The 14,416-nt window shown below is 49.0% G+C and carries 14 protein-coding genes; 7 read left to right on the top strand and 7 right to left on the bottom strand.

Annotation, left to right across the window (positions count from 1 at the left end; all coding sequences use genetic code 11):
* Positions 1-140: 140 nt before the first annotated feature.
* Both HJG54_RS01600 and HJG54_RS01595 read left to right on the top strand, forming a co-directional pair.
* Positions 141-1,379 carry a hypothetical protein gene (locus HJG54_RS01600; RefSeq protein ID WP_316432971.1) on the top strand — a complete coding sequence of 413 codons (1,239 nt, stop codon included), beginning with the start codon at positions 141-143 and terminating at the stop codon, positions 1,377-1,379.
* 193 nt (positions 1,380-1,572) lie between these two features.
* On the top strand, positions 1,573-2,085 hold the full coding sequence (locus tag HJG54_RS01595; protein ID WP_316432970.1) for a thiol-disulfide oxidoreductase DCC family protein: 513 nt from the start codon (positions 1,573-1,575) through the stop codon (positions 2,083-2,085).
* A gap of 336 nt (positions 2,086-2,421) precedes the next feature.
* Here HJG54_RS01595 and HJG54_RS01590 read toward each other — a convergent pair whose 3' ends face one another.
* Both HJG54_RS01590 and HJG54_RS01585 read right to left on the bottom strand, forming a co-directional pair.
* Positions 2,422-3,267, bottom strand: coding sequence for a cyanophycinase (locus HJG54_RS01590; RefSeq protein WP_316432969.1), 846 nt, complete (start codon positions 3,265-3,267; stop codon positions 2,422-2,424).
* A gap of 118 nt (positions 3,268-3,385) precedes the next feature.
* The gene (locus tag HJG54_RS01585) at positions 3,386-4,666 is read right to left on the bottom strand and encodes a transposase (protein WP_316435595.1); all 1,281 of its coding nucleotides are present in this window, start codon (positions 4,664-4,666) and stop codon (positions 3,386-3,388) included.
* 202 nt (positions 4,667-4,868) lie between these two features.
* On the opposite strand from HJG54_RS01585, the gene HJG54_RS01580 reads away from it, so the two are divergent.
* Together HJG54_RS01580 and HJG54_RS01575 are read left to right on the top strand one after the other, a co-directional pair.
* Positions 4,869-5,915: a D-alanine--D-alanine ligase family protein gene (locus HJG54_RS01580; RefSeq protein ID WP_316432968.1), complete on the top strand. Its 1,047-nt coding sequence runs from the start codon at positions 4,869-4,871 to the stop codon at positions 5,913-5,915.
* 284 nt (positions 5,916-6,199) lie between these two features.
* On the top strand, positions 6,200-7,093 hold the full coding sequence (locus HJG54_RS01575) for a hypothetical protein (RefSeq protein WP_316432967.1): 894 nt from the start codon (positions 6,200-6,202) through the stop codon (positions 7,091-7,093).
* Positions 7,094-7,118: 25 nt separating this feature from the next.
* Here the strand turns inward: HJG54_RS01575 and HJG54_RS01570 are convergent, their stop codons facing one another.
* Both HJG54_RS01570 and HJG54_RS01565 read right to left on the bottom strand, forming a co-directional pair.
* Positions 7,119-7,457 (bottom strand): DUF2973 domain-containing protein, encoded by a 339-nt coding sequence (locus HJG54_RS01570; protein WP_316432966.1) that lies wholly within the window; start codon positions 7,455-7,457, stop codon positions 7,119-7,121.
* Between the two features lie 156 nt (positions 7,458-7,613).
* Complete coding sequence (locus HJG54_RS01565; RefSeq protein ID WP_316432964.1) at positions 7,614-7,973, bottom strand: DUF2605 domain-containing protein; 360 nt, start codon at positions 7,971-7,973, stop codon at positions 7,614-7,616.
* Between the two features lie 213 nt (positions 7,974-8,186).
* Here HJG54_RS01565 and thrS point away from each other — a divergent pair, with 213 nt between their 5' ends.
* Positions 8,187-10,010 (top strand): threonine--tRNA ligase, encoded by a 1,824-nt coding sequence (gene thrS, locus HJG54_RS01560; RefSeq protein ID WP_316432963.1) that lies wholly within the window; start codon positions 8,187-8,189, stop codon positions 10,008-10,010.
* Positions 10,011-10,172: 162 nt separating this feature from the next.
* Here thrS and HJG54_RS01555 read toward each other — a convergent pair whose 3' ends face one another.
* On the bottom strand, positions 10,173-10,493 hold the full coding sequence (locus tag HJG54_RS01555) for a DUF6439 family protein (protein ID WP_316432962.1): 321 nt from the start codon (positions 10,491-10,493) through the stop codon (positions 10,173-10,175).
* Between the two features lie 59 nt (positions 10,494-10,552).
* Here HJG54_RS01555 and HJG54_RS01550 point away from each other — a divergent pair, with 59 nt between their 5' ends.
* The gene (locus HJG54_RS01550) at positions 10,553-10,921 is read left to right on the top strand and encodes a hypothetical protein (RefSeq protein ID WP_316432960.1); all 369 of its coding nucleotides are present in this window, start codon (positions 10,553-10,555) and stop codon (positions 10,919-10,921) included.
* Positions 10,922-11,065: 144 nt separating this feature from the next.
* Entirely contained in the window at positions 11,066-11,854 is a 789-nt protein-coding gene (locus tag HJG54_RS01545) for an SAM hydrolase/SAM-dependent halogenase family protein (RefSeq protein ID WP_316432959.1), read from the top strand.
* Positions 11,855-11,870: 16 nt separating this feature from the next.
* Here the strand turns inward: HJG54_RS01545 and glyQ are convergent, their stop codons facing one another.
* A complete protein-coding gene (glyQ, locus tag HJG54_RS01540) occupies positions 11,871-12,758 on the bottom strand; it encodes a glycine--tRNA ligase subunit alpha (RefSeq protein ID WP_316432958.1) in 888 nt (295 codons plus the stop codon).
* Positions 12,759-12,845: 87 nt separating this feature from the next.
* Positions 12,846-14,243: an IS110 family transposase gene (locus HJG54_RS01535; protein ID WP_316431088.1), complete on the bottom strand. Its 1,398-nt coding sequence runs from the start codon at positions 14,241-14,243 to the stop codon at positions 12,846-12,848.
* Between the last annotated feature and the right edge of the window lie 173 nt (positions 14,244-14,416).

Below are 14,416 nucleotides of genomic sequence, written 5' to 3'. Positions count from 1 at the left end.
GAAAAACGCTGTACCCTGGGTGGACGAATAGATAGGCACTGTTACTCGGAAGTTACTCGGAAGTTACTCGGAAGTTGCTCGGAAAGCAGTTGAAAGCGATTCATAGACCTTGTACCACTACTAAACTACTGTGACAGCCAATGCTTAAAGGTAAATTTGTGATTTCCCTATCGGCTAGCGAGCGACAAATATTACGACGAATTATTGCGGATGATGACACTTCTATTCGTGAAGTAAAAGTTGCTCGTATTCTGCTGAGGTCAGATATCAATAACCGTGGTAGACGCTGGACGGATCGGACACTCGGTGAAGTATTTGACGTTACTCCTACTTTCATCAAACGAGTGAAAAAGCGGTTCGCTGAGGATGGCCTGGAATCTACTTTCAGTCGTAAGACACTGGTAACACAGAATGTACTTGACATTCAAGATACACCAGATCAAAATAATCTCGTCGATTTTGGTGTTAATCAGGTGTCTATAGATTCAGATACTTTAGATTCAGATACTTTGGCGTCCATCACCTATTCAGGTGGATCGGTCAGCGTTGTTTCCAAAGGCGCAACTGTTAATTTTCAAGGTGGTAGTGTCAGCGTTACCTCTGACGGTGCTGAAGTTAAATATCCGGGTGGTAGCGTCAGTATTACGTCTGATGGAGTCACAATTACTGATTCCGATGGCCGTACTCCGATTGTAAGTGATGATGTTACCTTAAATTTTCCTAGTGGTAGTATCGACATTACCGAGAGTGGCGCGGTGGTTGCTTTTAATGATAGCAGGATTGAAGTCACTCTAAATAACGCTGAAATCAAATATCCAGGAGGCGGTGTCAGTCTTACACCCGATGGAATTACTATTACCTATCCTGATGGTAGTACTCAAATCCTCTCTGAGGATGCGGCAATTAACTTTCCAGGTGGTAACGTCAGTGTTACACAAGCAGGGGTTGTAGTCAATTTTCAAGGAGGAGGCATCAACGTTACGAGTGATAGTGGAACGATTACGTTTCCAGGCGGTGGGGTAAACGTTACACCCGATGGCGTGAATGTGGATTTTTCAGGTGGTGGTGTTAGTATTACCCCCGATGGCGTGAATGTGGATTTTTCAGGTGGTGGTGTTAGTATCACACCCGCTGATGGCGTGATTACCTATCCTGGCGGTTCGGTCAATATTACACCTCAGGAGGGGGAAATCAAGTTTCCTGGGGGTAATGTCAGCTATACGGTGGGCGACGGCTTCTCGATTAGCTATCCTGGCGGTGGTGTCACTATTACATCGGATGGAGGCGTTGTAAAATACCCAACCGGTTCCGTTAGCTTTGGTCCGAGCGGTGTATCGACAAACTTCAATGGTATCTTCGGTAGCTTTTTTAATGTTTAATTCTGTTTGCAATGAACGTTGATCAGAAATTTGAGCAAAGATCCAAGATTAGAATTTTTTAGTTTTCCTGAATGCGTTAAGCAGCGTCTTGTCGTCACACTCTATACCATACTTGAGCTAGGGACTGTTACACCTAGCTTTTTTTGAGTTAAATAATTAAAATCTACATCACTTGCTCGAACGACTACTCAAGATGACTCAATCGAATTACCAACCCGCTCAATTTCCCCAATCGCTCGATATTGTCTCACCCACTTGGAAGATCAAATTGCTCTACGATGGGCAATGCCCTCTTTGCCTACGGGAAGTGAATTTCTTGAAGAAACGAGATGCAGGCCGTGGGTTGGTAGCGTTTGTTGATATTACAGATGATAATTACGATTCGACCGCTCATGGTGATGTCAGTTTTGAAGCCGCAATGGGGCGAATTCATGCAATTTTGCCTGATGGAACAGTCGTCAAAAATGTTGAAGTATTTCGCCAAGTCTACGAGGTGTTGGGCATGGGATGGGTCTATGCAGCAACTAAATTACCTTTGATTGGTGCGATTGCTGATGTACTGTATGGCATCTGGGCAAAATGGCGCTTGGTTCTCACCGGACGCCCAGACCTAGGAACCCTAGTTGCTCAACGGCAGCAACGTCTGCAAACCTGCTCACAAAGCCGCTGCCGTTTACCTAACGTAGATGCAAACAGCAACACGTAGCATGCAGTTAGAGGTAATAGAGAATACATTTTTGATTGTAAACAGTAAACTCTCCGAAGTATTCAGTTGGAAAATAGCCAGAATTTCTCAACTCAACTACTGCCAGCACTAAGAAAATAGTGTATATCAGCAAATTACACTAGACTACGGTAGTCAGGATTGGCACTTCCCAACTCGCTGCTGCAATATTAATTGTGGTGAAAAAGAGAGTGGTAGTAGCGGCCCAAAATCACAAAATGGGAAACTGAGGGAATGACGGCTTTTACCACCTCCCTCATTTCCCTTAAGTTTCCATCTATTCAGTTATCTTGAACTCGATAGTACCCCTACGCATAGCTAGGCTACAGCCTGAGGCTGAGCAGACTGCTGCACTTCACCAGGAATAATTGCCTGACGAGTCTTGAGGTTGAACCGGTAGCCGTGGGGAAGGATATGCAGCCTGACACCGCAAACAGCTAACGCTTCGCCCTTAAGCAAACCTTGCAGATTATTATGAGTGGCTTCCGATTCATCGACCACGGTGACAGCGCTCTGACCTACGACTTCAAATTCATCACCATCTACAATCACTGCTGTGTTCTCGTCGATTCCAATTCCCAAAATCGCAGGTTGCTGAACTAGCGCCGCAATCAACCGACCTAAACGACCCCGCTGGGCAAAGTGTTGATCTACCGCGATACCAGGGAGAAATCCCATTCCTGGACCCATGTCAACTATATCAACCCGGGGATTCGTAGCAGAATCCCCCTCAATGATCATTGTATCCGGCATCATGGCTGCTCCAGCGCTGGTACCGCCGATCACTGCACCTTGGGCATGCCGCTCTCGAATTGCCTTATCGACACGAGTTCCTTTAATCAATTCAATAATCCGAGCCTGATCACCGCCGGTAAAAAAGATACCGGTTGCCTGCATAACTTTGTCTACTGCTTCCTGTCTATCAGCATCTTCTGCATATTCAGTATCAATTACCTGTACATCTTCTGCGCCAATTTTTTCAAAAACACGAATATAATCATCACCCACTTCTCGTGGCATACTAGTGGCAGCTGTCAAGACTACAATATGGGCCTGCACCCCACCTGCTCGACGCACGAATTCCCGCAGTACAACGCAATCGCCTTCTCGGTCTTCTGCACCACCAATAATAACTAAGGGGCCTCGCTTTTGCTCAGATGCCATATCGGCTCCTCCGAAACTGTATTTGAAATAACATAATCGTCTACTTTAAGCGTTGGCATAGAACTGGGGCATCACCACGAGGGTAGAGCTTACTCCCAGCAATTCTCAGTATGGAAAATCAACTGGTGTTAGGTGGGATTTCTAGCTCTAAACCCTCAAGCATAAAGGTGAGCAGGTGATCCCAATTGTTGAAATACAGGTAACGGGTCAACGCCCGCAAATCATCAAAAAAGGTTTTGCGAGTGGGCAAATGAGATCGCAACAGCTTGTATTTCTGGTCGAGCAACTCCAGTAAGGTATGAAACAGCAGGGACAGGATGTTGAGGGTAGCGAGGAATGAAGCAAGATGCTGCTTGCCATGCCCAAAATTGTGTTCGAGGTTGTAGCCCTTGGTCTTGAGGGTGTTGTTATTCTCGTTTTCCACCTTCCAGCGGGTACGACCGGCTAGGACGACCTCTGCCACAGTGTCGTCGGTAATTGGATGATTGGTGGCAAAGGAATTTTTGTAGACTACCTTCCCATCTGGGCGGCTCACCGTCAGTTCGCACCAATTCACCAAGAGCGCATCATCCCCATCTTTGAGGGGCACGTCGTTGAGGTAGCGGTAGGTATAGGTTTCCTCGACCTTTCCAGTCCAACGTTTGGTCGTCACTGTCGGTAAATCAATGCCTTCGAGATGCTCATAGAGGGTAGCGTGAGACTCCGGACGGCATACCAGAATGAAGTCGAATTGTTGAGCTAAGAGCTGTTGGCATAAGGGTTGATGACAGTAGAGGTCATCGCCCAAAACCGTTACATTGAAGGCACGGTAGCGTTGTCCGTACTGCAAAAACCACCGTTTGGCGGCTGCATTCTCACAGTCTTGTTTGTCATGCCCATCTTGCGGTACGACAAACTCAGGCACCAATGGAATCACCTGAGATTGACCCGGACAAACGATGACTGGAGTGACCACACTATGAAAATAGTACATCTCTCCTGACTTCAACTGGCGCGTTGAACACTGCGGGCAATGGATTTGGCTCGAACCGAAGTATTCGGTGCCATCGATTGCCATGAGCAGAGTGTCGGCAAACGAGCGCAATCTCTTCAACTGTCCCTGTTGCTCCAACACCTGCAAGATTTCCTCAAAGATGGGAAATACCTGCTCTGGTTTCACCCCATCGAGCAACGCCCGAATCTGGTTGTCACTCGGTATCTGATGTACTCCAAACAGACTTTGGGCATTACTATGACCTTTACTGCCCTCCATCATTCGCTGGTATGCCAGAAATGACGGGGTTTGGGTGAAGAACACGCTAAACGCGCTCAAGGCTGCATCTTCCATCCCATAGCGGGTATTCTTGCCCGTGCGTTTGTCCGGTAGCGAGGACAGGCGCTGGCGAAAGGAACCAACTATTGTGTCAAACAACCCCCGTTCTTTCAACGGTTCTGGCTCTCTTGGCTCTCTTAGATGTTCTTACAATACCGATATTTCCAGGACTTGAACAGCTTTTCGCCAAAATGAGAATTGCTGGCTTACTCCGCCCCTCAATGACACGAAACTTAAAGAAAGGGTATGATACGCTATCTGCGATCAGGCTGGGTCAGAGGAGAAAGGTATGGTACTGCGCGTTGGAGTATTGTTCGGTGGCTGTTCGGGCGAGCACGAGGTTTCAATTTGCTCTGCCCAAGCGATTACTCAAGCACTTCTGGACGCTGCCAATCAAGGCAAATATGAGGTAGTTCCTTTCTATATTCAAAAAAATGGGCTATGGCAGACAGGAGAATTGGCGCAAACGGTCCTAGAATCGGGAGTGCCGGCTGATAAAGCTGCGGGAGACGCATCGCTTTGGATGTTTCCTGCAGAGGTGACGCAGGTTGATGTCTGGTTTCCTGTTCTGCATGGTCCCAATGGTGAAGACGGCACTATTCAGGGGTTGCTGAAGCTGATGCAGGTACCATTCGTGGGCTGCGGTGTTTTGGCCTCGGCGATTGGGATGGACAAACTGGCTATGAAAACAGGGTTTGCCCAAGCTGGACTGCCCCAAGTTAAGTACCTTGCCGTCAGTCGCAGCGAAGTCTGGTCCAATCCCTGTGTGTTTCCCAAGCTCTGTGACCAAATTGAGGCCACCCTTGGCTATCCCTGTTTTATCAAACCGGCAAATCTCGGCTCATCTGTAGGTATTGCTAAAGTACGCACCCGCTCAGAATTGGAAGCAGCTCTAGACAACGCGGCAAGCTACGACCGGCGACTGATCGTAGAAGCAGGGGTAATTGCCCGTGAGGTGGAATGTGCGGTGTTGGGTAACGACCAACCCAAAGCTTCTGTGGTAGGTGAAATTACCTTCGACAGCGATTTTTACGATTACGAAACAAAATATACGGCAGGTAAAGCAGATTTGCAGATTCCAGCGGCGCTACCGGCTGAAATTAGCAGCCGCATTCAAGAAATGGCGGTACAGGCCTTCAAAGCTATTGATGGCGCCGGTATTGCTCGCGTAGATTTCTTTTATGTCGAAGCGACTGGAGAAATTCTGCTGAACGAGATCAATACAATGCCCGGTTTTACAGCAACCAGCATGTATCCCCAACTTTGGGCAGCCAGCGGCATATCATTTCCCGCTTTGGTCGATCAGCTGGTGCAGTTGGCTCAGGAACGGCGCTAACCCAGCAAATTAGAAGCCTAGCAAATCCGGCTAACCATTGTTCTTCCTGCCCGTACTGGTCACATGCTTGGGAAGGGCGTAGAATGATATTGACCAAAAATAATTTGTGTGTGAGCGAGTAGCTTGCAGAAAGCGGTCTGGGAGACGGTCTCTCAAGATAGCCTGGGAAACTTTACAGCAGCTTTTTGTAGTTCTTTGTGCCTTCAACAGCCTCTCTAGGGAAGGCTTAGAAAGCATAATTCCAAAATATTCAGCTTTATTTGCTTTTTATGAAGGTCTAGCCTATGAGCAGGCAGCAAACTGTTCGCAGCCAAGTACGGCAGCCAATCCGACCTTCGCAGGACACCTCCAAACCAGGCATTCCTGCCAAATCGAGTCGGCAGTCCCCGCTTCAGTTTGTTTTTCTGCTTCTGCAAGGCTACATACCGCTATTATGGCTAGCTGCTTTCGCGATCCTGATCGGCAGCACAACCGCAGCAGTAATGTCGATTATGGATCCTGATGCTTCAGTGAAGTACAGCAATCAGCAGCATTCTGCACTTGCTTCAGTAGACTCTCAGCTGCCATCTCCTCAAACAGATCTACCGCCAGATCTACCGGAGCCGTCTACGCAGCAACTACCGGTGATTCAGCCTAGTCCGGCGTTTGCATCGAACGCAGACGCGGAGGCACAGGTCAATTCGTCTCAGGCTCGAACCGCTTCAAAGCAGGCGTTTAAACCCCGTCAAGCTGCTGAGCCGACATCTCCCTTTTCTGCTGGAGGGGCTATCCTGTTAAGCTGTGCCGCGGGGTGCTTCCTCTTGTCCCAATGGTTAAAGCCTAATGCAGCAGTTAAGGTAGCTAAGACTAGACGTTTGCGGTCTAAAAAATTGCCTCAAGCGCGTAGCCAAGCATCCAATCTGCCGCAAACTATTCCACAAACTCAGCCCATGACTCCGGCTCCATCAAAGGCAGAGTTGCTGCTCCCACCTTTACAGCCTATAGCCCAACCCTCCTTCACACTATCCGAGCCACTGTCCAGCACTCGTCGGCCTGAACAAGCACACCAATCCGAGGCCGCCGAAGTCAAAGCTACCGTCTTACCAGCGCATCAAAGCCATCCTTTGGATTGGGAGGAACCCAGTTTGGCTGATAGTCTTGATTTACGCCAACGGCGTCCTTTATCGTACTGGCTTTGAGCTAGGTCGCTTCAGGCGATTTTCATTATTTTTGAGCGTCTCCCTGCTTATCGTCACTAGGACTAGGGGAAGCATTGTAGAGGGCATCTAAACGCTCACGAGCATCTTCGACCGTAATCGACCGCATCACCAGAAATGGCTCGTTGACAATATTTCCCTGCTCATCCAACAGTTCGGGATGGGGAACTGAACGAATGCGCCCGTTTGTCAAACCCTGCGAATCAGAGCCGTCTGGTGCAAAGCGGCCCCGATTTCCGTAGGAACGCTGTGACTCCATGCCCAGCATCATTAAATTCCGGATTAAATTGCCAACCGCTAAAAATGCCAATATTGTGAAAGCAAGAATATAAAGCAAATGCAGCATAAGCTCTCCTCGAAACCGACAGCTTTAATCGAATAGATGGGAACCTAAACCGAACGACGTAAAGTATTGGTACTGAAATAATAACTTTATTTAACCATTCTCAGATCAACCAGAATCTGAAGACAGGATTACAACTCTTCCTCAAGCTTAATCTTTTCAAGGCTGGGATGAGTCAAATCGTTCCTGAATTGTAATATCAGGATTTTCTAAACGAAACTTCATCCCAACTTGCCAGCATTCGGTCACTAACTGGTGCCAAGGCACGAGGACTGAGGTTTCAACTCCAACCTGCCCTCCCGTTGTTCGGAATAGGAGTTGCGCCGTACTAACTTCTTGCTGCGCCTGCTTCACTCGCTCCAGCAACATAGCCTGCTGCTCTTCACCAAGAAAGTCAATGGTGTAATCCTCTAAGAGGATTCGCGCTCGTTTAAACCAATATTCAAAGTCTTCTAATAAAGGCTGCAATAGGGCTTTCAGCAGCTCAGGCTCAGGTAGATTAGAACCAGGATTAAACATTTAATGTAGAAATTTGTTGAAGCTAGAGTTTTACTAAAGCTAAGCTTAACGCACTTTACGTTTCTTAACAAATCTTGCAAACTTTTTCATCAAGCCTAGAAAAGCGTTCTGTAGAGAAAATGTGGATAGAGTGCTTTAAGCTGCGGTTCTGTATCTAGTCTCGATAAGATAGAGGCTAGTAAAGTTTATTAAGTGGTAGTGTCTTTGTTTGCAATGGTTAAATCAGACGCATCTGTTGCAGAACAGCCTCAAAAAATTTATCTGCCGCGCACCAGTGAGTCAGAAACACTGAAGAAAATTCGCCACACCGCCTCCCATGTCATGGCAATGGCAGTGCAAAAGCTGTTTCCCAAAGCGCAGGTGACGATTGGACCATGGATTGAAAATGGGTTTTATTACGACTTTGATAGCCCCGATCCATTTACCGAAAAGGATCTCAAAGCTATCAAGAAGGAGATGACCAAAATCATTAACCGCAAGCTGCCGGTAATTCGCGAGGAGGTGAGTCGCGAAGAGGCTGAACGTCGCATCAAGGCCATTAAGGAACCCTATAAGCTGGAAATTTTGGCTGATTTGCAAGAGCCAATTACGATCTATCACTTAGGCGACCAGTGGTGGGATCTCTGTGCTGGTCCCCATATGGAGAGTACGGCTGACCTCAATCCAGATGCCATTGATCTGGAAAGCGTTGCTGGAGCCTATTGGCGTGGAGATGAAACCAAGGCTCAACTTCAGCGCATTTACGGCACTGCTTGGGAAACTCCAGAGCAGCTCGCTGAATACAAGCGCCGCAAAGAGGAAGCGATTCGCCGAGATCACCGTCGATTAGGGAAGGAGCTAGGACTGTTTGTTTTTTCCGATCAGGTCGGGCCGGGTCTGCCCCTCTGGACTCCAAAGGGTACAATACTGCGCTCCATTCTAGAGGACTACCTGAAGCAGGAGCAGGTTCAGCGCGGCTATCAGCAGGTGGTGACGCCCCACATCAGCCGGGTTGATTTATTCAAAACCTCGGGGCACTGGCAAAAGTACAAGGAAGATATGTTCCCACTCATGGCCGATGATGACGAGCTGCGAGCTGAGGAACAGGGCTTTGTGATGAAGCCGATGAACTGTCCGTTCCACATTCAAATTTACAAGAGCGAGCTGCGGTCTTATCGTGATCTGCCCATGCGTCTAGCTGAGTTTGGTACCGTATACCGCTATGAGCAGTCGGGCGAATTGGGTGGACTGACTCGGGTACGGGGCTTTACTCAAGACGATGCTCACCTGTTTGTCACTCCTGAACAGCTCGATGATGAGTTCTTAAAAGTGGTGGATCTGATCCAGACAGTGTTTAACTCGCTCCAGCTGAAGAACTTCAAAGCTCGTCTCAGCTTCCGTGACCCCAACTCCGATAAGTACATCGGTAGTGACGAAGCTTGGCAGAAGGCTGAAAGTGCAATCCGACGGGCAGTAGAAACGCTGGGTATGGATCACTTTGAAGGAATTGGGGAAGCAGCCTTCTATGGACCTAAGCTCGACTTCATGGTTCAGGATGCGCTGGAACGGGAATGGCAGCTCGGCACCGTCCAGGTAGACTACAACCTGCCAGAACGCTTTGATTTGGAATATGTCGCGGAAGACGGCTCCCGCCAACGTCCAGTCATGATCCACCGTGCTCCCTTTGGTTCATTGGAGCGATTGATCGGTATCTTGATCGAAGAATACGCTGGTGACTTTCCGCTATGGCTAGCCCCGGTCCAAGTGCGTCTCTTGCCTGTGACCGAAGAGGTGCTGGGCTTCTGCGATCAGGTGGCGGCCCAAATGCGGCCATTGGGGATTCGGGTCGAGGTCGATAAGAGCGGTGAGCGGCTAGGCAAGCTGATCCGCAATGCTGAGAAAGAAAAAATCCCAGTCATGGCGGTGGTAGGAGCCAAGGAAGCGGAATCTAACAGTCTCAGTATTCGCACCCGCGCGTCTGGAGAACTGGGTAGTCTTCCCGTTGCTGAAGTAGTTGACCGCTTGAAAACAGCAATTGCTGAATACGGCAATTTTTGAGGACAACCCCTAAAAAAAGATCAGCTGAGAGGTGTGGTTATCTAATCTGCACCTCAAGCTAACCTTGGCCGATGCTCAGTTTAACTGGGTAGTCCGACTTCGCGGGTTTTGTCCATAGAGGCACAGTTTGAACCGCCGCTTTTTCAATTAATCGAGTTGTATCTAACGACCGTGGGTTGGGCAAGGTGGGGCCGAAATCGACCGATCCAACCATCCGGTTGCTTGTTGGAGCCGGGCCAATGCTTCTTCTGGTTGGTCTTTGAGCAGATAAACTAGCGCCATCGCGGCCTGTTCACTCGCTCTAGCTTTACGGTTGGCTTTGAGCCGATGCCAATCATTCGGAGCAATCGCCAGACGAGCTGCTAAAGCCTGCGCCAATTCCTGGGTGGTCAACTCGGCGCAGGGATCGGTTCGCGATGTAGATAGATTGTCTGAGAATATCGGTTGGGTTTGGCTTGAATTGGGCATGGCGATATCGGGCATAGTAGTATCGAGGATTAGCGAATCATGACTCTTTGTTCCTACTCTACTACGCCAATTCCATGCCGCCGCTATCAGATCATTCCGCTCCCAATCCAGAAGAGTTTGAGCAATCGCTACAGAATCTTGAGGAAGCTCTGCGAGCTTTAAAGCAGCGCTATGCCCAAGTCAAAGCCGATCAACAACGGCAGCAAGCACTCCGACAGCAGCTTAACCAAACTCAGCGAGAGTTAAACCGCAATCGCACCTCCAATGCTTTACGCGCTGAACTGAAGCAAATCCGCCAACAGTTAGAAGAAATTGAGCTTGCCCTCGAAAGTCAGCTTTTTTCCTGGAAGGAGCTGCGAGAAGGGTTCTGGCAGGCGGTTCGCTTCGGTGGCATTGGTGTCGTGCTGGGATGGGTCTTGAAATCTTGTGCTGGCGGCAATTGACAGCAGCAAATTTGTGCCGTGAAAACAAGCGACGAAACCAACGAATTGCGGGAATAAATTGTGCTCTAGCCGCTAGCGAAACCCATCAAAATAGGTTAGGCTGCCGCTAGCATGTTTGCACATTCTTTCTCTTGAGCTTATTCCATGTTCATTTCGTTGATTGCGGACTACGGTATCGGAGATCCCGCCTTTGCGGAAGTGAAACAGCAATTGCTGTTGGGCATCCCTCAAGCCCAGATTCATGAACTCTCTGTGCCGCCCTTCAGTACCTTGGCTACTGGTTTCTGGATTGCGCAGCTAGGGTTGAATCCAGGTCCGGCAGAGCGTCTGATCTATCACAATTGCGCTCCTCGACAGGATGATCCAGAAGCTCGACGCAACAATGAGGGAGAAGGGTTGACCTATGCGCTCCTGACTAACGGCATCAAGGTGGTCGGTGTTAACGCTGGCTATACGCTTTCCTTTATCAAAAACTACGCCAAAGAAATCTATACAGTTAACGTCTCGCGTGGTGGTTCCCAGTTCCGCTCTCGGGATGTTTTTCCTCCAGCCGCCGCCGCTATTGCCCATAACGATTTGTCCCTGCTGGGTAATCCGATTGAACCGAGTCAGATCCTGGATGTGCCCCTCGACCGAATTGCCTGGATCGACGGCTATGGCAATATCAAAACCACGATTCCGGCGCATACGCTCAATTTGGAACCTGAAACCAAAATTGTGATCCGAATCGGCGATATTGTCAGCGACGCTGTTTACTCCGACGGCAGTTTCCGAGTCCCTGAAGGTACACTCGCCTTTGCACCTGGCAGCTCCGGCTGGACAGGCACCGATGGTCAGCCCCTCCGCTGGATGGAGCTATTCCTTAGAGGGGGGAGTGCTTGGGCCAGGTTTGGGAAACCCAAAGTCAATCAAGCCATTACTCGCCTTAGTTGAGCGACCCCAATCGCAATTAAGCTGCCTTGGCCTCAGACTCTTTCATCAGTGGAAATCCTAGCTCTTCCCGCTGCTGTAGATAGAGTTGAGCGACTTGCCGTGCCAAGCTACGAATGCGACCAATATAGCGAGTTCGCTCGGTTACAGAGATCACACCTCTGGCGTCGAGCAAATTAAACGTGTGGGAACACTTCAAAACCTGGTCAAACGCGGGCAGAACCAGCTTGGCTTCCATCAATCGGTGAGCTTCACGCTCATAAATGCCAAACAGAGTAAACAGCGTTTCCGGATCAGAAGCCTCGAAGTTATAGGTCGAGTTTTCAATCTCTGATTGTAGAAAAACATCACCGTAGGTGAACTTCTCGTTCCATTGGATGTCAAAAATCGCGTTGACCTCCTGGAGATACATTGTCAGTCGCTCCAGACCATAGGTAATCTCGATTGACACGGGCCGGCAATCAATTCCACCACACTGCTGAAAATAGGTGAATTGAGTGATCTCCATTCCATCTAGCCAGACTTCCCAGCCCACGCCCCATGCACCTACAGCAGCGTCTTCCCAGTTGTCTTCCACAAATCGAATATCGTGATCCTCTGGTTTGATACCCAACGCCTTCAGGGAATCTAAATAAACATCCAAAATATTTTCTGGCGACGGCTTAATCAGCACTTGATACTGATAGTAATGCTGCACCCGATTTGGATTTTCTCCATATCGACCGTCTGCTGGACGCCGACAAGGCTCCACATACGCCACTGACCAAGGTTCTGGACCCAGCGCTCGCAAAAATGTATGCGGACTTTTGGTACCAGCTCCCTTCTCTGTATCGTAGGGCTGAACAATCAAGCAGCCTCGGTCACTCCAAAACTGATGTAGCGTAGCAATCACCGACTGAAAATTCACGAGAACCCATCCTTTCAACACTGTTCTGGCTAATTAATTGTCGCTTAAATCCATCGCATTAGTGCCAAGAGGCAGATGGACTAGCTCTCAAGAAACACTTTCAGTGGAGGAGTGGGGCACAACTTCAAAACCGAGAGACTGAGCTGTTTTCTTCAGGTGTTTAACCAGGCGTTCCCGGTATTGCTGCTCATAATAGTTTTCTCCAGGGTCAGCATAGGTTCCGCCCTCAGACCATAGCTTGTAGAACAGACGAGCAATCTTGTGAGCCGTTGCTGTGATTGCCTTAGGTGCGCCTAAACGAGACCGCAGGCGTCGATAAAATGCCCCTAAGGCTGAGCGACTATGGCTAACAGCTTGAGCCGCTAAACGAAAAGCATTCGCTGCTCGATTCACCACTACTCGTGTCTGAGAACTCAGCGACTTTCCCCCAGTAATGCGCGTCCCAGGACATAATCCCAACCAGGAACAAAAGTGTTTGACACTGGCAAAGCGATTGGACTCTAAGCCCACCTCAGAGAGAATCGTCTGGACGCTCAACGCATCAAGCCCAGGAATCTGAGTAAAATCGATGCCGCTGATTCGATATAGCTGCCCACGCAAATCAAAGGCAGGAGCATTTTGAGTGGTCTTACGCCGCTTGTTCTTTGCCTCTGGTGGTGCTTGCTCAGTTTTTGCATCAAACTTCAACAGGCACTGCTCGATCTGCTCATCACAAGCAGCAATCTGCTGTTGATGCAGATCGTAAAGCGTTAACTCCTGTTGCAAAACAAACACCAATTCTGCTCGATAATTACCGCTGAGCGCTTTGGCAATTTCGTCATGGCTACTGCGGATACGCGAGTGCTTGAGGGCAGCTAAGGTTTGAGGGTCATGCTCTCCTGCAACAATTGCTCGAATGATGGACATCCCCGTTAAGCCAGTAATGTCGCTAATCACCTTGTGCAGATGCAGATTCATCTGAATCAAGGCATGTTGCATCCGTTGAATATGCACAGCCGCACTTTGAATCAGTCGTTCTCGTTGACGTACATAGCTTCGCAGCACACATACTTGCTCCTCAGGACGGAATGAGCCAGCTAACAGACCATAGGTGTGCAATTTCTGGAGCCATTGACAATCAAGCACATCGCTCTTACGTCCAGGCACCGTTTTGAGATGGTGTGCATTCACCAGTTTGACCTCCAACCCGCTGGACTCCAGAATCTGAAAGACTGGAATCCAGTAGACTCCTGTTGATTCCATTGCGACTGTTGTCACCCCACACCCCTGCAACCATGCTGCCATCGCTTGTAAGTCTGGGGTAAAGCAACCAAAGGCACGGACATTGACTTCGGCTCTTCCAGCAGGGACACAAACCCAATGCTCAGCAGAACCCACATCAATTCCCGCTGCATGCAGATTGAGTTGCTCAAGATGAGCCAGCTGGGCAGGCAAGGCTGGAGATTGAGCTAACTTACGCTTTGCGATGGACGAGGTATTTTTCATAACGCTCCTCATTACGATTAACCTCCCAAGTTGGGGCGGGCTGAACAGCTAATCTCTCAAACGGGATAGGCTTTGCCACCTTCACCAATCTCATTGCCAGTACGCCCCACAACCACGCTCCTAATCAGACCCTTGATGATACTATTGACCGCTCGGTTTCCTAACTCAGGATT

Source organism: Leptolyngbya sp. NK1-12 (assembly GCF_032598965.1).
Taxonomy (GTDB): Bacteria; Cyanobacteriota; Cyanobacteriia; order Elainellales; family Elainellaceae; genus Elainella.
This window is presented reverse-complemented; position numbering and strand designations above follow the sequence as displayed.